Origin of the sequence: Azonexus sp. (genome assembly GCF_049652925.1) — a bacterium.
Taxonomy (GTDB): domain Bacteria; phylum Pseudomonadota; class Gammaproteobacteria; order Burkholderiales; family Rhodocyclaceae; genus Azonexus.
Window position 1 is genome coordinate 103,992 of sequence record NZ_JBASFI010000014.1, and the last position, 16,450, is coordinate 120,441.

Sequence of the window (16,450 nt, forward strand, 5' to 3'; positions counted from 1 at the left end):
AGACAGGAGCCGAAGAAAGATGGCGCTGTATCGCAGCGGTTGAGAAGAGTGTTGGTGCTGCTGTCGGCCATGAGCCGCCGGTCGGGGTTACGTTTCAATTTCCGCTGATAGAGGCCCTGTGATCGAGGTGAGCGTCGGGTATTCGGCGAGCAAATTGATGACCCCACAGCCGCAACCTGGCCAAGTGCAGCCGTAGATCACTTTGCCCCAAAGCGGACAATCAGTTGTGCAACAGGTATGCTATCGGCGTTTTATAGCTCGGCCACTACTAAAAACGTGAGCCTAGCCTCGTTGATTTCAAAAAAATAAAAGACCAAAGTCATCAAATGAATGAAGAGCTTCAATATCCATCAGACGTTGCACAAAAGCGTCGACAGGAAGCGATCGAGCGGATTAACAAGGATCTCAAAGCGGTCGATGATGTGCCTTCCAACACAGGCAACCAGAGTTCGGGAACTGGCGTGTTAACTAAGTCTGAGTCATCCGATGGATCACCCGGATATATCGCAGCCGATGGCACGTATGTTCCAAATCGAGTGGCACTAAAGACGAGGATCGCAAACTGCCTGCTATCGCTCGGAATGATTGCATACGGGTTTTGGGGTATTCGCCGTGACGACCTAATAGTGCCGATAGCAAAGCGAACAGCATCACATTTCCATAGCATTGCCGCATGGATAATGTATGCGGCAATGCTATGCGCTTCGGTACACTTGGCGGCTGTCGTGATGGATCACTACGATCGTCGTAACAATGAACACATTTACCAGAGGCTCGGAGAGCTATCAAGAAAGATTGGTTGGGTGCTGTTTGGGATTGCATTCATCGTAGGTCTTACTCATCACCAGATAGAATTCCGATAGGCTTTGGAGCAATCTCGCTCTTCCAGGACGAGACGATGAATCAGGCAAACCGGCCATGAGCAGCCAGTCACTATGCTAGGATCATCCTTGTTTAACCACTGGGTTTGCGCAAATGGCATCTTGGGATGATCTATTGTTTTTGGGGCTTCTTGCGTTCGAAGTCCTTGGCCTTTTGCTGAGCATTCTTTGTCGAAATGACTTTCAGCAAATTGCAGAAAGCCAAGGCGGGTCATATGTTTCGATTTCAAGGGAAGTCGCCAAAAGGCGTCCCATCATTGGAAATTTGCTTCGAGGGGTACATTTGTCGCTATTACTTTTTGCGATTACTTTTGTTGCGCTCCGCTTGATCGGATCGAACTAGAACGATTGAAGTGATCAAATTCGCCTGCGGCCGCAAAGGGCACCTTGTACTAAATGACGAATGGCTGCTTTCGGGAATTTAAATTTCACTGACTGCTCTCCGGCGATGAATCCGATGGGAGGATGGCTCCCTCTGTGCCCAATGCTGCCCTTCGGCAGTTCGTCTGCTGAAAGGCAGGTAACAAAGTGGAGCAGTCGTTCCTGACGACTGGCTACCGGAAGTCCTCGGTCTGAATAGAAATTGGCTATACGCGTCGCAAATGTCTGTTACGCGTTCTTATCGGCCATTGGCAATCTCTGCAAAATTTGGTTTAGCATTGATCAAATCGCTTTGCCTACTCTCCAGATGGTAGCGGCGGCGTTCTTTCTGCTTTCGCTGCATCCGTTTTTTCCACTGTCTTGCGTTTGGATAGGGTCTTCGGATCGATCGTCACCGGAAAGTAGATTTCGACCCGATCACCAGCGCTGAGCAGGGTGTCGAGAGGTTTCGCCTTGCTGAAAATGCCGACCTTGTTTTTCTGCAGGTCGACCTGCGGCAATTGTTCGAGAATGCCTGAGGATTCGATGGCTGCCTGGATGGTAGTGCCTTCCGGCACATCGTGAACCAGCAAGACCTGGCGACCGGGAACGGCATAGGCAATGGTTATTTTCATGGCGATACCCTCACGCGGCGCTGTGGGCTCCGCCCATCCGGATTTCCTTGCCGGCGCGCAGGTCGAGCATGCGCTTGCCAACCACGACCAGACCGGCGACCAAAAAGCCGCCGGGCGGCAGGATCATGACCAGCATGTTGGTGCTTTCCGGCAGCAGGCGCATCTCCATGAATTTGAAGGATGGCCCCAGCAACAGCGAAGCATCGGCAAACAGCGTACCGGACCCAAAGATTTCGCGAACAGCTCCGATCAAGGTCAGGGCGATGGTGAAACCGACACCCATGGCAATGCCGTCGATCAGCGAAGGCAGCACCGGCTCCTTCGAGGCAAAGGCCTCCAGGCGTGCCAGCGGCAGACAGTTGGAAACGATGAGCGGGATGAACAGGCCGAGCACCTTGTACAGCTCGTGCATCCAGGCATTCATGGTCAGATCGACGACGGTCACCATGGCGGCAACGATCAGGATATAGACCGGAATGCGCACTTCCTGCGTGATGTGCTTGCGGAACAGCGCAACAAGCAGGTTCGAGGCTGCCATCACGACGGCGGTGGCCAGTCCCATACCCAGACCATTGGTGGCGCTGGTGGTCATCGCCATGCTCGGGCACAGGCCGAGCAGCATGGCCAGTACGCCGTTGTTGTCCCACAGGCCGTCCTTGACGATGCGACGGTAGTCTGAACTCATGATTTCACCTCGGTGAGTTGGGCCTTGTTGGTCTGGAAAAATTCAAGACCACGCCGCACGGCGGCAACCACGCCACGTGGAGTAATTGTCGCGCCGGCAAACTGGTCGAACTGGCCGCCATCCTTCCGGACCTTCCATTGCGCTGCCGGTGGCTGGCCAAGCGAAAGACCGGTAAAGCGCTGGATCCAGTCGCTCTTCTTGGTCTCGATCTTGTCACCGAGCCCCGGCGTTTCCTTGTGGGCGAGGACGCGCACGCCAAGGATGCGGCCGCCGGCATCGACCGCCATCATCAAACGGATTTCGCCGGCGTAGCCGGTGCCGCGGATTTCATAGGCGACACCGGTAACCTGCCCGGCCTTTTCCGCCCGGTAGACTTTGATTTCCTTGCCTTCGCTGTCGTTGACCGCAAGAACGTGGTCGAGCGGGCTGCTGTCGTAGAGTTCGGCCGGCAGCACCTGGCTAAGTGAATTCAGTCGGTCTTCGCTGGCGCGGCTGGCGATGTCGTCGGCCGTGAAACCGTGGGTTGCGGCCAGCAGCATGCCGAAGCCAAGACAGAAAATGCCGAGGACAACGGAATGACGGGAGGCGCCCTGTTTCATTCGATATTCCCGTTGAAAGCCAGCGGTCTGCCGTCGCGGGCCCGCCCGAAGACGCGCGGCCGCGTGTATTGGTCGATGATCGGCGTCAGGGCATTCATCAGCAGTACGGCGAATGCCATTCCCTCCGGGTAACCGGCGTAGGTGCGGATGACCCAGGCGAGCAGGCCACAGCCGGCGCCGAAGATCAGTTTGCCGAGCTTGGAGACCGGCGAAGTCACGTAGTCAGTAGCAATGAAAAAAGCGCCCAGAAAGGTTGCGCCGGAGAACAGGTGAAACAGCGGACCGGCATAGCGGGTCGGGTCGATGGCATGGGCCAGCGCCGCCGGTGCGATAACACCGACGATCACGGCCGCCGGGATGTGCCAGGAAATGATGCGCTGGAACAACAGGAGGAGGCCGCCCAGTACGATGAGCAGCGCGGAAGTCTCACCCAAGCTACCAGCGCGCAGGCCGAGCAGCATGTCGCCCAAGGCGGGCATGCTGGTTGTTGATTCAAGCACGGAAATACCACGCGTCAACTCGGTCTTGACGTGGCCGAGGGTAGTTGCAGAGGTCATCGCGTCGGGCAGGTTGCCGCCGAAGGTGATCGCTACCCCCTGTGCGAAACCGGGTGAATTGGCGGCAAACAGCGGGTTGGGCGTTACCCAAGTGGTCATGACCAGCGGGAAGGAAATGAGCAGTGCGACGCGCGCCACCATGGCCGGGTTGAACAGGTTCTGCCCGACGCCGCCGTAGGCTTGCTTGGTGATGGCGATGGCGGCGATGGCCCCGACCACGGCCGTCCACCACGGAGCCCAGGGCGGCAGGCTCATCGCCAGCAGCCAACCGGTGAGGATGGCCGAACCGTCGCCCAGATAAAAGCCGATTTCCTTGCCGGCCAGGTGCAGGCACAGCGCCTCAACGGCAAGGCAGGCGGCAATGGTCGTGGCAAACAGGAAAATGGCTGGCCAGCCAAACAGCCACAAATTGAACAGGGTGGCCGGCGTCAGGGCCACCATGACCAGGACCATGGCCCGAGGGACGCTATTTCCGACGTGGGAAAACGGCGCGCTTTTGCCGACTGCCATCATGCTTGTGCCTCGGAAGTTGATTGGGGAGCCGCCGTCTTGCCGGCCCGCGCTGCCTGGCGCGCCTTTTCGGCCTGTTCGGCGCGTACCGCATGGGCTTCGGAAAGTGTCTTGACACGATCATTCTTGCGGCGCTGCTGGGCCTGTTCGCTGAGAACGCCATTGGCGTAATTGAAATACTGGACGAGCGGAATGTGCGAGGGGCAGACCCAGGAACAACTGCCACAGCCAATGCAGTCACCGACGAAAATCTTCGCGGCGGCATCGAGCTTGTCCTTGCGGATCAGGGCAGCCATTTCCATCGGCGACAGCCCGCAGGGACAGACATCGACACAACTGCCGCAACGGATGCACGGCCGCTGACCGGCTTCGACCAGTTCGGCGGCGCTCATCGCCAGGATCCCCGCGCTGCCCTTGACGATGGGCACGGCAAGATCGGGCAGCGGCTGTCCCATCATCGGGCCGCCCAGTACCAGTTGTTTTGGTGTTTCGCTGAAACCGCCGCAGAAATCGACCAAGTCGCTGACCGGCGTGCCGACCAGCACATCGAGGTTGGACGGCTGACGGATGGCGCCACCCGTCACGGTAACGATGCGCGAGATTAGTGGCCGGCCGAAGCGTACCGCCTGATGTACGGCGCGGGCGGTGGCAACGTTGTGGGTGACGACGCCGACTTCGGCATTGCGATGCTCGGCCGGCGTTTCACGACCGGTGACGATCTTGGTCAGGTGCTGCGCGTAGCCGACCGGGTAGCGGATTGGCACGCCGGTGACACTGATCTCAACATGCGTCTTCGCTTTTTCCTTGAGGCGGGCGATGGCCTGCGGCTTGTTTTCCTCGACCGCGACGATAATCCGTCGCGCGCCCAGGGCGCGCGCCATGATGCGGGCGCCGTCAATGACCTCGGCAGCGTATTCGCGCATCAGACGGTCATCGCAGGTCAAATAAGGCTCGCACTCGGCGCCGTTGATAAGCAGGGTGTCGAGCTTGTATTGCTGCCCCATGTTGAGCTTGATGGCGGCCGGAAAGATGGCACCGCCAAGGCCGACAATGCCGGAAATGGCAACGCGGTCGATGATTTCCTTCGGCTCGGCAGTGAAAGGGTCGGCGATCGGTGCCGGTAGTTCACCCCAGGCGTCCAGCCCGTCGGACTCGATGATGATGGTTTCCTGCGCCAGCCCGGAGGCATGCGGCGCCAGGTACGACTCGATGGCGGCGATACGGCCCGAGGTCGGGGCATGCTGGGTGGCCGAGAAGCCCCCTTGACGCACACACAGGACCTGGCCCTTGCTGACTGTGTCGCCAACAGTGACGATGGGTACGGAGAGCGCCCCGACATGCTGCTGGAGGGGAATGTACAGCCGTTTTGGCAAGGGCTGCGGGCGGATTGCCTGTTCGCTCGACAACTCCTTGCGGTAGGCCGGGTGCACCCCGCCTGGCAGGTCAAAAATCTTCATTGCAGCTTTCCTCAGTTCGCACCGGCCAGCGCTTCGGGTTTCGGCCAATGCCAGGAGGTAACGGTGGTGGGTACCGGACGCATTTCAATGGCGACCGTGGGGCAGACCTCGACGCACTTGGCGCAGCCGTGGCAAAGCTCGGTGATGACATCATGCATTTGCTTGGTGGCGCCGATGATGGCGTCTACGTTGCATTCGGGGATGCAACGCGTGCAGCCGTAGCAAAGATCGGCGCGGATGAAGGCGTATTGCGGCCCTTTGTCTTCGTGCCCGGAAAGATCGGCAGCGATACCCATTTTCTTGGCCAGTGCCTCGGCCAGCGTTTTGCCGCCCGGCGGGCAGAGCGTGACCGGCGCTTCGCCACGTGCCAGGGCAGCTGCTGCCTGGGCGCAGCCGACATAGCCGCATTGGCCGCATTGCGAGCCCGGGAGCATGGCCTGCAGTTCGACTTCGACGGGGTTTTCTTCAACGGCCAGGCGCTGCGAGGCGAAACCGAGGAGGCCGCCCATCAACAAACCCATGACGGCAAGAATCAGGATTGCGATCATTTTGACACTCTTTCTTTTTGCGATTCCAGTCAGGCGCCGATGCCAGAAAAGCCCATGAAGGCCAGGGCGAGCAGACTCGCCGTGATAAATCCAAGCGGCGGCCCGTCGAACAGGCGGGGCGAATCGCAGACCGCGAGACGCTCGCGCAGGCCGGCAAACATCACCATCACCAGGCTGTAGCCGAGCGAGGAGAAAAAGGCGAACAGCGCGCTATCGAGAAAACTCATCTTCCCTTCGACGAGCAGCAGCGCAACGCCGAGCACGGCGCAGTTGGTAGTGATCAGTGGCAGATAGATGCCGAGCATCTGGAACAGTGTCGGCGACAGTTTGCGTACCGCCATCTCGGTGAATTGCACGGCGCCGGCAATGACCAGAATGAAGGTTACGGTGCGTAAATAAGCCAGATCGAACGGAACCAGCAGCCAGTTTTCGACGGCCCAGTCGGCCATCGACGAGATGGTGATAACGAAGGTCGTCGCCATACCCATGCCAACCGCGGTATCGACCCGCGTGGTGACTCCCATGAACGAGCACAGGCCAAGGAAGCGGGCCAGGATGACGTTGTTGACCAGAGCGGCACTGACCATCAGCAAGAGATATTCACGCATCGCACGACGCTCCAGGATGTGAAAAGTGGATTGTTTGTTGATGGCGGCGCACAATGCGCGCCTGTAAAACTCCACCAGCCTCCATGCGCTTGGCAACAAACTTCATGGCAGCAAAGCCGGCCAACAACCCGAACAGCGCTCCGAGCATCGTCACACCATCAATGCCGACAAGGCGCTGGGCCAGCCCGGCACAAAGGAGTGCCGAGAGTAGCGGCAGGACATAAGCCACCGCCGCTGCCTTTATGAGGTTGCGATTGCCGAAGGAGACTTCCACCTGATCGCCAACCCGCAGCGCGAAGCTTCCGGGGACGGAAAAACGGCGTGCCTCAAGGCGATTGGCGATGCTGCCGATTCCCTTCGTGCCGCACGCCGTAGCTGAGGCACAGCCGCCGCAGCTGCCAGTCTGTACCGGTTCGAGCCAGACCTTCCCGGCTTCGATAGCCACGATGCGAGCCTGCGCGGTGGACTCGGCGGGTGGGTGTCCGGCCCCGGGGAAGAAATCTTGTTCGTTATCGGTCACTGTACGGATATTCCTTTTCGCCACCTGCCTGCCTTTTTGTCGGTCAGGTCTGCACTCCCGTAACCCCACAACTGGCGGCAATCCGGGTGGTCCGATGTCGACGACGGGAGTCTACATTGCTCAATTGCGGGCCAACGCAATTGCTCAAAAACCGCCGGATGTTATAAAAATGGATATAAAAATTCCATCAAAAGTCCCGGTTTTCTAGATGGATTGCCAGCGGCCTTGAGTCGGGCGTAAGCGCTGTAGTTCTTGAACTAAGGTTCGAAGCGGTAGCCGACGCCCATCTCGGTCAGAATGTGGCGAGGGCGGGCCGTATTCGCCTCGATCTTCTGCCGAAGGTGACCGACGTAGACGCGCAGGTATTGATGGTTGTCGGCCGCCTGTCCGCCCCATATCTGCGTCAGGAGGTGTCGGTGGGTCAGCACACGGCCGGGATTGGCGGCGAAGAAAACGAGGAGGCGGTACTCTATCTGGGAGAGGTGCAGAGGCTTGCCGGCGTGCTCGACGACACGGCTGACGCAATTGATTTCAAACTCGCCGAAGCATATTTTCGGCTCGGATATCTGCTCCCTGACTTGGGGGCGACGCAACAGGACACGGACTCGCGCCAGCAACTCGGCCACGCCAAAGGGCTTGCTCAGATAGTCGTCCGCCCCGGCGTCAAGAGCCTCGACCTTGACCTTCTCTTGAGTGCGAGCCGAAAGTACCAGGATTGGAATCTGCGACCAGGCCCGGTAGTCGCGGATGAAATCAAGCCCATCGCGATCGGGCAGGCCGAGATCGAGAATGACCAGATCGGGCCGGCGGGCGCCTGCTTCGACAGCTGCATGGCCAGCCGTGCCAGCCTGGAAGACCTTGAAACCCTCGCATTCCAAAGAGGTTGCGACGGCTTCGCGAATTTGGCGTTCGTCTTCGACAAGTAGAATGGTCTGGTTGTCACTCATTGCGGGTTCTCCTGGGCCAGAATATCCGGTGGGTCGCCGATCGGCAGCAGAATCCGGAAACAAGCGCCACCACCAAGACGATTGGCGGCTGAAATTCGACCGTCGTGCGCTTCAACGATGGTGCGCGCGATGGATAGACCAAGACCGATGCCCGCGATGTCTGATTCCTTTTGGCCGCGTTGAAAGGCGTTGAACAACTTGCTGGCATCGAACTCGGGCAGGCCGGGGCCGGAGTCGCTGACGCAGATTTCAATCTGGTCGCCGACTTGCTGGACGGCCAATTCGATCATGCCGTCGTCGGGCGAAAACTTGATGGCGTTTTCCAGCAGATTCCACAGAACCCGCTCAATCAGGACTGCATCGATACAGATGGGAGGCAGGTTCGGAGCGATATCGAGGCTGATTTCGCGATCTTTCCATTGGGTACGTATGAGTTGCAGCACTGATCCGAGCACTTCCTCAATCGGTTGCCAGGCTCGCTGGAGTTCGATTGCCCCCGAACTCAGCTTGGCCATTTCGAGAAGATTGATCATCTGCTGGCCAATCGACATCGCCTGGTTGCGGATTGCTTCTAGCAGATGTTTCTGCCGCTCCTGCGAGACTTTGCCGAGAGCGGCCGTGTCAGCCATGCTGACCAGCGCAGCCAGCGGTGTTCGCAAGTCGTGCGACAGGGCGCTGAGAATGGAGTTGCGCAGCAACTCGGAGGCATGCTTGACGTCCGTTTCGCGGGCTAACTCGGCAAAGCGAGAGCGCTCAAGGGCGACCGACACCACAGAAGCGAGCGTCTTGATGTATTCAATTGAATCCTGATTTTTCAGCACGTCGGATTCAACATCGATGCTGAGTACGCCCTGAATGCCGCTGGTCGCGCAAAGTGGAAGCAGTGCGTAGAAACGGCCACCCGAAATCGGCTTCGAGATGAGTTCTTGACGAGCCACGCAGGCCTCGATGAGGGCCGGACTGGCGGGTGTCGGTGGTGCGGGAAAGTCCTTCGGGAAGATCACGTCGATTTGTCTGGCACTAAGCGAATCTGCGAAAAAGTGGCGAGTGATGTCAAGTACGGCCTGGCTTGTTTGGGCGCCCGACAGGGCTTGCGAGAATTCGTACAGCGTCCGGCTCTGCATCGACTTGCGCTCGGTGAAGTCGGCATGTTGCTTGAGCTTGGAGGTAATGTGGCCAACCATCAGTGCCACCACCAGCATGATGATTGCGCTGATGAAATACTGGGTCTCGGTGATGGCCAGGGAAAAGTGGGGTGGAACGAAAACGTAGGCAAACAGGAGCGAACCGAGCATCGCATTGACTACAGCCGGGCCGCGCCCGGTGCGGGTTGCCGCGACGACGACTGACAGTACGTAAAGCAGAGCGACGTTGGAAAGATCGATCGACAGGCGAAACGGCAGCACAAAAAAGGTTACGACGACCGGCATGATCGCCGACCACAGGTACGCGATAAGCAGGTTTGCGGGGACAAGCAAGGCATCGATCCTCATGACGAGCGGCGGATGCTAGGTACTTCGGTATAAAAAAGCCATCAAAACAATAGCCTTGATTCCCGCTGTTCGCTACCGAAAATATCAGTAGGGACCGGACTGTTGCCGGACCTGTCAGCCTGCGTCCATTTTCGTCTTGTCGCGGCGAGGTACCGTCTCGGGATCGCAAATGAGGGGACGGTAGATTTCCACGCGATCACCAGGCCGTAGTCCGGCATCGAGCCTGGTCAGCCGACCGAAAACACCCACCTTGTTAGTTTCCAAATTGATGTTCGGAATCATTTTCAGGATGCCCGAGGCGTCAATCGCCGTGCGAAGGTCGGCATTTGCCGGCACTTCCAGTGTCAGCCAGACTTGTTGGACTGAATCTGAATAACTGATGGCAACCTGCATGAATCTCTCTATTCGCTCAATTAGCTGGAAGTCGGCAAAGGAGCGCCCTTGCGGTCGCGACCATAGATACGGGGCTTGAAATAGGTGTCGATGATCGGTGTCAGCGAGTTCATGAGCAACACGGCGAAGGCCATGCCCTCGGGGTAGCCGGCCCAGGTCCGGATGATGTAGGTGAGCAGGCCGCAACCGGCACCGAACACCAGCTTGCCGACCGGCGAGTTGGGCGAGGTGACGTAGTCGGTGGCGATGAAGAAGGCACCGAGCATGGCGCCGCCCGACAGCAGGTGGCTGCCCATGTCGAGGTAGCGGGCCGGATCGACCGCATGCAGGATGGCCGCCGGGAGGCCGATGCCGACCAGCATGGCGACCGGGATATGCCAGCTGATGATGCGCTGGAAGAGCATGATCAGGCCGCCGGCGGCGATCAGCCAGGCCGCCGTTTCGCCCAGACTGCCCGAACGGTTGCCGAAGAACGACAGGGCTGGCGCATGGGCTGCCGATTGCAAGAGATCGACGCCGCGCGACAATTCGGTCTTGGCAAAACCCAGGGTTGTCGCGCTACTCAGCGCATCGTAGGCTGGCGTGATGCCCTTGAAAAAGATCATCAGACCGTCGATTGCCCCCGGCGCGGCAGCGCTGAACAGCGGCGCCGGGCTGACCCAGGCGGTCATCTGCACCGGAAAGGAGATGAGCAGTGCCACCCGGGCGACCATGGCCGGGTTGAACAGGTTCTGGCCGAGGCCGCCAAAGGCCTGTTTGCCCAGCGTGGTAGCGAACAGCCCGCCGAAGACGCCGATCCACCATGGCGCCCAGGGCGGCAGCGAGACGGCGAGCAGCCAGCCGGTCAGGACAGCCGAACCGTCGAGCAGGACCGGCCGCGCATCCTTGTCGCGCAGGCGCAGGAAGAACAATTCGCCGAACAGGGCGGCGGCGATGGTGATCAGCCACAGGTAGATCGACGGCCAGCCGTACAGCCAGAAACCGTAGAGCGTCGATGGGGCCAGGGCCAGCATGACCGTGGCCATGATGCGCGTGGTGTTGTTGCTTGTAGTTGCGTGCGGTGCAGCAACCGGGGCGCCGAAGTCCTGGCTCATGCGGTTTCTCCTTGGGCTTGCTGGCTGGCCGCCTCGGCTGCGGCCTTGGCAGCTTCCCGTTCGGCCTTCCGTTTTGCAGCGGCTGCCGCTTTTTCCTGGTTTTCCCGTTCGATGCGGGCCATCTTGGCCTCGGTCAGGCGCTTGGTTGCTTCGCCGCGCAGCTTGGCGCGCTCGTTATTCGAGAGTTCGCCCTTGGCGTGACTGAAGTACTGGACGAGCGGGATGTGCGACGGGCAGACGTAGGCGCAGCAGCCGCAGGAGATGCAGTCGGCGAGGGCAAAGGTTTCGGCCCCTTCGAGGTCGTGCACGCGGATGCGGGCGGCCATTTCCATCGGCAGCAGACCCATCGGGCAGGCGTCGGCGCAGGTGCCGCAGCGTATGCACGGGCCGGCGTCGGGCTTGCTGGCTTCGCGGGCATTGAAGGCAAGAATGCCGGAGGCGCCCTTGACCAGCGGGATACGGTCATGGAGCAGCGGGGTGCCCATCATCGGCCCGCCGAGAATGAGGCGGGCCGGCGTTTCCTTGAGGCCGACAAAGGCCAGCAGGTCGCCGATCATCGTGCCGAGCGGGGCGTAGATATTGCCCGGCTGGGCGATGGCGCCGCCGTTCAAAGTGACGATGCGTTCGACGAGCGGCTGACCGAGGCGGATTGCCTTATGGACGGCCGCACACGTCGACACGTTGTGCACCAGCACGCCAACTTCGGCGGCACGGGCATCGGACGGCACTTCCTTGCCGGTCAGGGTCTGGATCAACTGCTTGTCGGAACCCATCGGATAGCGCGTCGGTACCGGGCAGATTTTGACTTCGGGATAAGGCGCGGCGGCCTTGCGCATGGCGGCAGTGGCTTCCGGCTTGTTGTCCTCGATGCCGACCAGCGCTTCACGGGCGCCGATGGCATGCATGACCAGGCGGGCGCCATCGACAACCTGCTCGGCGAAGTCGCGCATGATGCGGTCATCGCTCGACAGATAGGGTTCGCATTCGCCGCCATTGACGATCAGCGTCGAGACCTTGAGGCGCTTGCCAAGGGCGAACTTGACTGCCGACGGGAAGGTGGCGCCGCCCAGACCAACGACGCCGGCCGCGGCGGCGCGCTTGGCGATGTCTTCCGGAGCGAGGGCGAAGGGGTCGGCCGGGATGTCGGCCTCGACCCAGTCGTTGCGGAAATCGGCATCGATGGTGATGGCCTTGAGCGGCAGGCCGGACGGGTGTGGCGCCGTGACGTCGCCGATGGCGAAGACGGTACCGGAGACCGGGGCGTGGATCGGCGCCGAAATGTTGCCCTGGGCTTCGGCGATCAGTTGCCCCTTGCGCACCTGCTGACCCACCAGGACGACCGGCCGGGCAGCACCGCCGACGTGCTGGTGCAGCGGCATGTAGATTCGTTCCGGGGTCGGCAGGTGGCGGAGCGGCACATCGGCCGCCGGACGCTTGTGATCGTCGGGGTGGACACCCCAGCTCGGTTGTTTCAGGAAGCGGTCGAGAAATCCCATGATCGTTCTCAGTTCGCGGCAGAAATCGGGTGGGGCCAGGTCCAGTGCTGCAGCGTGACCGGAATCGGCGTCATGCCGAGGGCTTCGGTCGGGCAGACGTCGACACAGGACGAGCAGCCGGTGCAGGCTTCGCGGATGACGTTGTGAATCTGCTTGGCGGCGCCGATGATGGCGTCGGTCGGGCAGACCTTCATGCAGCGGCAGCAGCCGATGCAGATTTCTTCGGTGACCTGGGCAATTTGCGGCCCCTTGTCCTCGACCGCCGACAGGTCGACCTTGATGCCGAGCTTGGCCGCCAGGGCTTCGGCTGTCGCCTTGCCTCCCGGCGGGCAGAGCGTGACCGCCGCTTCGCCCTTGGCCAGGGCAGCGGCGGCCTGGGCGCAGCCGACATAACCGCACTGGCCGCATTGCGAGCCGGGCAACATCGCCTGCAATTCGGCCTCGATGGGGTTCTCCTCGACGGCGAGGTAGCGTGATGCGGCCCCGAGCAGGCTGCCGAGGACCAAACCCATGGTGGCGAGGCTTCCGACGGACATCAACATGGCGGTTCTCCCTGCGTGTTTGTGTGGTTAGCTGGCGGCAATGCCGGAAAAGCCCATGAAGGCCATGGCAAGGAAACCGGCGACGATGAAGGCGATCGGTGGCCCGGCGAACAGGCGTGGCACATCGACCAGGACAAGGCGTTCGCGCAGGCCGGCGAAGATGACCATGACCAGGCTGTAGCCGAGCGACGAGGCGAAAGCGAACAGCGTGGCGTTGAGGAAGCCCATGTGGCCTTCGACGAGCAACAGCGCGACGCCGAGGACGGCGCAGTTGGTGGTGATCAGCGGCAGGTAGATGCCGAGCATCTGGAACAGGCTGGGCGACACCTTCTTGATGGTCATCTCGGTGAATTGCACGGCGCTGGCGATGACCAGGATGAAGGTCACGGTGCGCAGGAAACCGAGGTTGTAGGCATCGAGCAGGTACCGCTGGACGGCCCAGTCGGCCATCGACGAGACGGTGATGACGAAGGTGGTGGCGAGGCCCATGCCGGCCGCCGTGTCGACCCGGGTGGTCACCCCCATGAACGAGCACAAACCGAGGAAGCGAGCGAGGATCACGTTGTTCACCAGCGCCGCGCCGATCATCATCAAGGCAAAATCTTTCATGGTCTGTCCTAGCTGTTGCAGGTTTCACCGGGGCGGGCCCGGCGGATCAGGTGAGGCGTCAGGTCGCCGCGCGACGCAAGGTAATTGGCGCCGAAGCGGGCGGCGAGCAGGCCGATGGCGAGGCCGGCGACCATGCAGGCCATGGTCGTCGCGTCGTCGGCGAAAAGGTCCTGGCCGACACTGCCGCCGACGATGGCGAAGAACATGGGCACGGCGAAGGCGACGAGCGAGGCCTTGATCAGGGAGCGGCTGCTGACGGCGATGATGACGCGGTCGCCGACGCTCAGTTCCATCGTGCCTTGCGGGTTGTCGAGCGTGAAGCGGCGGGCCTGGATGCGGTTGGTTACGGTGCCGATGCCGGGTTCCTGCCCGGCCGTCCCGCAGGCTGCCGCGCCGGCGCAGGAGCCACAGCTGGCCGTCTGTTCCGGCTCCAGCCAAACCATCTCGCCATCAAGCCGGACGACGCGGGCGATGCCTTCGACGGTGTTGCTCTGGGAGTGGTGGTCTTGGCTCAATTCTTCAGCCTCAAGCGCTGTGGGCACCGGCCATCTGGATTTCCTTGCCGGCGCGCAGGTCGAGGACGCGCTTGGCGACAACGAGCAGGCCGGTGACGATGAAGCCGCCGGGCGGGAGGATCATCATCAGGACGCCCATGTTGGCTGGCAGCACGCGGAACTCGATGGCCTTGAAGGTCGGGCCGAGGAGCAGCGAGGCATCGGCGAAAAGGGTGCCGGAACCGATGATCTCGCGCACGGCACCAATGACGGTCAGGGCGATGGTGAAGCCGAGGCCCATGAACAGGCCGTCGAGGAAGGCCGGCAGCGGCGGCTGCTTGGCGGCGAAGGCTTCCAGCCGGGCGAGCGGCAGGCAGTTGGAGACGATGAGCGGGATGAACAGGCCGAGCACCTTGTACAGCTCATGCATCCAGGCGTTCATGCCGAGATCGACGACCGTCACCATGGCGGCGACGATGAGGATATAAACCGGAATCCGCACCTCGCTGGTGATGCGGTTGCGGAAGACGGCGACCAGGTAGCTCGACGCCGCCATCACCACGGCAGTAGCGATACCCATGCCGAAACCGTTGGTGGCGCTGGTGGTCATCGCCATCGTCGGGCACATGCCGAGCAGCATGCTGAAGACGCCGTTGTTGTCCCACAGGCCATCCTTGGCGATCGTCTTGTATTGGATCGACATCAGTGCGCCTCCGTCAGGGTTTGCTTGTTCTCGGCGAAGAATTCGAGTCCGCTGCGAATGGCCGCCAGCACGGCGCGCGGGGTGATGGTGGCGCCGGCAAACTGGTCAAAGTCGCCGCCATCCTTCTTGACCCTCCAGCGTTCGAGCGGCGGTTTGCCCAGCGAGAGACCGGTAAAGCGCTCGATCCAGTCGGTTTTCTTGACTTCGATCTTGTCACCGAGGCCCGGCGTTTCCTTGTGCGCCAGAACGCGCACGCCGAGCAAGCGGCCGTCGGCGGCAATGCCCATCATCAGGCGGATTTCTCCGGCGTAACCGGTGCCGAAAATTTCGTAGGCGACGCCAGTCACCTGACCGCCCTTGCTGGCGCGATAGACGGTGAGTTCCCTGCCTTCCTTGTTCTTGGTTGTGAGGGTGTCGGTTACCGGGTTGTTGTCGTGGATGTCATCCGGCAGCACCTGGCTCAGCGAGTTCTGCTTGTCCTCCATCGCCCGGGCTGCGATGTCGTCCAGGGTAATCGCGTCGGTAATGGCGAGCAGCAAGCCAAAGCCAAGGCAGAAGGCGAACAGAATCAGGCCGTGAACGTAGGGGGCGGGCTTCTTCTTCGGCGAGGCGGTAGGCAGAACAGGCAGGGCGTCCATGATTGGCTATTGGAATGGCTTGCCTGTCAATCAGCAGCATTTGTGCCAAACATCCACGGCAAAGGCCGAACGGTTGATTTGCAACGGTATTCAGCGGTTTGACGGGTGAGCGTTGGTTTGGTATTGCTGCCATGTCGCGCTGCGCTGTCGACATAAATACAGTATCAAAGCATAAAAACAACAAATCGTAAGCTACTGAAATATTGAATAATTTATGTTTTATTTATATAAAAAAGATTTGCTCTGCCAAATTGCGCTGCCGGGCAAACCCCAGCCGCCAACTCGCTTCAATCTCTATGCAAATTAGGTGGCCATACGGATGAGCGCAGTTAATGGCGAATCGTATTTAGTAGGTCTGCCGTCTACACTCATCGGTTCTTATATACATTTGGCGCGAGGTGGCGCCCGAAAAATGAATGATTGCGAGGAGTCCAATTCGGGTCGTTGGCGCGTCGGCTTAGCAAGTTGCTTCTTCATGGACGTATAAGTGGCAGGTGTCCAAACATTGCTGCCTGTGACGGCCGAACACGTGACTGCCTTCTTTTGCCGAGTTGCTCGCGTAGGCTTTCCGGCAGGTTTCTGAGTCAAGCGGTCGTTCAGATGACTGCTCTGGAGAAGTGGCGACCGGCGGCTCATGGCCGAATGGGTGAGGTCGCGAATGGCCGGTTCGGAGCATTCCAC

General features: G+C 60.4%; 19 protein-coding genes. 1 reads left to right on the top strand and 18 read right to left on the bottom strand.

Annotation, left to right across the window (positions count from 1 at the left end; translation table 11 throughout):
* Positions 1-326: 326 nt before the first annotated feature.
* The gene (locus WBK19_RS06885) at positions 327-863 is read left to right on the top strand and encodes a hypothetical protein (RefSeq protein ID WP_511288172.1); all 537 of its coding nucleotides are present in this window, start codon (positions 327-329) and stop codon (positions 861-863) included.
* Positions 864-1,558: 695 nt separating this feature from the next.
* Here WBK19_RS06885 and WBK19_RS06890 read toward each other — a convergent pair.
* From WBK19_RS06890 to rsxG (WBK19_RS06975), 18 genes are all read right to left on the bottom strand, one after another.
* A complete protein-coding gene (locus WBK19_RS06890; RefSeq protein ID WP_511288174.1) occupies positions 1,559-1,876 on the bottom strand; it encodes an RnfH family protein in 318 nt (105 codons plus the stop codon).
* 10 nt (positions 1,877-1,886) lie between these two features.
* The gene (locus tag WBK19_RS06895; RefSeq protein WP_511288176.1) at positions 1,887-2,561 is read right to left on the bottom strand and encodes an electron transport complex subunit E; all 675 of its coding nucleotides are present in this window, start codon (positions 2,559-2,561) and stop codon (positions 1,887-1,889) included.
* Positions 2,558-3,160 (bottom strand): electron transport complex subunit RsxG, encoded by a 603-nt coding sequence (gene rsxG / locus WBK19_RS06900; protein WP_511288178.1) that lies wholly within the window; start codon positions 3,158-3,160, stop codon positions 2,558-2,560. Before rsxG (WBK19_RS06900) ends, WBK19_RS06895 begins: the two co-directional genes overlap by 4 nt.
* The gene (locus WBK19_RS06905; protein ID WP_511288180.1) at positions 3,157-4,230 is read right to left on the bottom strand and encodes an RnfABCDGE type electron transport complex subunit D; all 1,074 of its coding nucleotides are present in this window, start codon (positions 4,228-4,230) and stop codon (positions 3,157-3,159) included. The genes rsxG (WBK19_RS06900) and WBK19_RS06905 overlap by 4 nt, the downstream gene beginning before the upstream one ends.
* A complete protein-coding gene (gene rsxC, locus WBK19_RS06910; RefSeq protein WP_511288182.1) occupies positions 4,227-5,684 on the bottom strand; it encodes an electron transport complex subunit RsxC in 1,458 nt (485 codons plus the stop codon). Before rsxC (WBK19_RS06910) ends, WBK19_RS06905 begins: the two co-directional genes overlap by 4 nt.
* Positions 5,685-5,695: 11 nt before the next feature.
* Complete coding sequence (locus WBK19_RS06915) at positions 5,696-6,232, bottom strand: RnfABCDGE type electron transport complex subunit B (protein WP_511288184.1); 537 nt, start codon at positions 6,230-6,232, stop codon at positions 5,696-5,698.
* Between the two features lie 29 nt (positions 6,233-6,261).
* Positions 6,262-6,840, bottom strand: coding sequence for an electron transport complex subunit RsxA (gene rsxA, locus WBK19_RS06920; protein WP_511288186.1), 579 nt, complete (start codon positions 6,838-6,840; stop codon positions 6,262-6,264).
* Positions 6,833-7,360, bottom strand: a complete 528-nt coding sequence (locus tag WBK19_RS06925; protein ID WP_511288188.1) for a SoxR reducing system RseC family protein — start codon at positions 7,358-7,360, stop codon at positions 6,833-6,835. Before WBK19_RS06925 ends, rsxA (WBK19_RS06920) begins: the two co-directional genes overlap by 8 nt.
* Positions 7,361-7,617: 257 nt before the next feature.
* Positions 7,618-8,307 (bottom strand): response regulator, encoded by a 690-nt coding sequence (locus tag WBK19_RS06930; RefSeq protein WP_511288190.1) that lies wholly within the window; start codon positions 8,305-8,307, stop codon positions 7,618-7,620.
* Positions 8,304-9,785: an ATP-binding protein gene (locus WBK19_RS06935; protein WP_511288192.1), complete on the bottom strand. Its 1,482-nt coding sequence runs from the start codon at positions 9,783-9,785 to the stop codon at positions 8,304-8,306. The genes WBK19_RS06930 and WBK19_RS06935 overlap by 4 nt, the downstream gene beginning before the upstream one ends.
* Positions 9,786-9,914: 129 nt before the next feature.
* Positions 9,915-10,193 carry an RnfH family protein gene (locus WBK19_RS06940; protein WP_511288194.1) on the bottom strand — a complete coding sequence of 93 codons (279 nt, stop codon included), beginning with the start codon at positions 10,191-10,193 and terminating at the stop codon, positions 9,915-9,917.
* A 20-nt stretch (positions 10,194-10,213) separates the two neighbouring features.
* Positions 10,214-11,287 carry an RnfABCDGE type electron transport complex subunit D gene (locus WBK19_RS06945; protein ID WP_511288196.1) on the bottom strand — a complete coding sequence of 358 codons (1,074 nt, stop codon included), beginning with the start codon at positions 11,285-11,287 and terminating at the stop codon, positions 10,214-10,216.
* Positions 11,284-12,783: an electron transport complex subunit RsxC gene (gene rsxC, locus WBK19_RS06950; RefSeq protein WP_511288198.1), complete on the bottom strand. Its 1,500-nt coding sequence runs from the start codon at positions 12,781-12,783 to the stop codon at positions 11,284-11,286. The genes WBK19_RS06945 and rsxC (WBK19_RS06950) overlap by 4 nt, the downstream gene beginning before the upstream one ends.
* Before the next feature lie 8 nt (positions 12,784-12,791).
* Positions 12,792-13,325, bottom strand: a complete 534-nt coding sequence (locus tag WBK19_RS06955; RefSeq protein WP_511288200.1) for an RnfABCDGE type electron transport complex subunit B — start codon at positions 13,323-13,325, stop codon at positions 12,792-12,794.
* Positions 13,326-13,352: 27 nt separating this feature from the next.
* On the bottom strand, positions 13,353-13,934 hold the full coding sequence (rsxA, locus tag WBK19_RS06960) for an electron transport complex subunit RsxA (RefSeq protein ID WP_511288202.1): 582 nt from the start codon (positions 13,932-13,934) through the stop codon (positions 13,353-13,355).
* Positions 13,935-13,942: 8 nt separating this feature from the next.
* On the bottom strand, positions 13,943-14,449 hold the full coding sequence (locus WBK19_RS06965; protein ID WP_511288204.1) for a SoxR reducing system RseC family protein: 507 nt from the start codon (positions 14,447-14,449) through the stop codon (positions 13,943-13,945).
* A 10-nt stretch (positions 14,450-14,459) separates the two neighbouring features.
* Positions 14,460-15,131: an electron transport complex subunit E gene (locus WBK19_RS06970; RefSeq protein ID WP_511288206.1), complete on the bottom strand. Its 672-nt coding sequence runs from the start codon at positions 15,129-15,131 to the stop codon at positions 14,460-14,462.
* Complete coding sequence (rsxG, locus tag WBK19_RS06975; RefSeq protein WP_511288208.1) at positions 15,131-15,769, bottom strand: electron transport complex subunit RsxG; 639 nt, start codon at positions 15,767-15,769, stop codon at positions 15,131-15,133. Before rsxG (WBK19_RS06975) ends, WBK19_RS06970 begins: the two co-directional genes overlap by 1 nt.
* Positions 15,770-16,450 lie beyond the last annotated feature (681 nt).

Bases quoted from the DNA above. Each gene is read 5' to 3' on its own strand.
- WBK19_RS06930 (WP_511288190.1), bottom strand. From the start codon at position 8,307: ATGAGTGACAACCAGACCATTCTACTTGTCGAAGACGAACGCCAAATT.
- rsxA (WP_511288186.1), bottom strand. From the start codon at position 6,840: ATGCGTGAATATCTCTTGCTGATGGTCAGTGCCGCTCTGGTCAACAAC.
- WBK19_RS06970 (WP_511288206.1), bottom strand. From the start codon at position 15,131: ATGTCGATCCAATACAAGACGATCGCCAAGGATGGCCTGTGGGACAAC.
- rsxG (WP_511288208.1), bottom strand. From the start codon at position 15,769: ATGGACGCCCTGCCTGTTCTGCCTACCGCCTCGCCGAAGAAGAAGCCC.
- WBK19_RS06940 (WP_511288194.1), bottom strand. From the start codon at position 10,193: ATGCAGGTTGCCATCAGTTATTCAGATTCAGTCCAACAAGTCTGGCTG.
- WBK19_RS06895 (WP_511288176.1), bottom strand. From the start codon at position 2,561: ATGAGTTCAGACTACCGTCGCATCGTCAAGGACGGCCTGTGGGACAAC.
- WBK19_RS06885 (WP_511288172.1), top strand. From the start codon at position 327: ATGAATGAAGAGCTTCAATATCCATCAGACGTTGCACAAAAGCGTCGA.
- WBK19_RS06955 (WP_511288200.1), bottom strand. From the start codon at position 13,325: ATGTTGATGTCCGTCGGAAGCCTCGCCACCATGGGTTTGGTCCTCGGC.
- rsxA (WP_511288202.1), bottom strand. From the start codon at position 13,934: ATGAAAGATTTTGCCTTGATGATGATCGGCGCGGCGCTGGTGAACAAC.
- rsxC (WP_511288198.1), bottom strand. From the start codon at position 12,783: ATGGGATTTCTCGACCGCTTCCTGAAACAACCGAGCTGGGGTGTCCAC.
- rsxG (WP_511288178.1), bottom strand. From the start codon at position 3,160: ATGAAACAGGGCGCCTCCCGTCATTCCGTTGTCCTCGGCATTTTCTGT.
- rsxC (WP_511288182.1), bottom strand. From the start codon at position 5,684: ATGAAGATTTTTGACCTGCCAGGCGGGGTGCACCCGGCCTACCGCAAG.
- WBK19_RS06905 (WP_511288180.1), bottom strand. From the start codon at position 4,230: ATGATGGCAGTCGGCAAAAGCGCGCCGTTTTCCCACGTCGGAAATAGC.
- WBK19_RS06890 (WP_511288174.1), bottom strand. From the start codon at position 1,876: ATGAAAATAACCATTGCCTATGCCGTTCCCGGTCGCCAGGTCTTGCTG.
- WBK19_RS06915 (WP_511288184.1), bottom strand. From the start codon at position 6,232: ATGATCGCAATCCTGATTCTTGCCGTCATGGGTTTGTTGATGGGCGGC.
- WBK19_RS06945 (WP_511288196.1), bottom strand. From the start codon at position 11,287: ATGAGCCAGGACTTCGGCGCCCCGGTTGCTGCACCGCACGCAACTACA.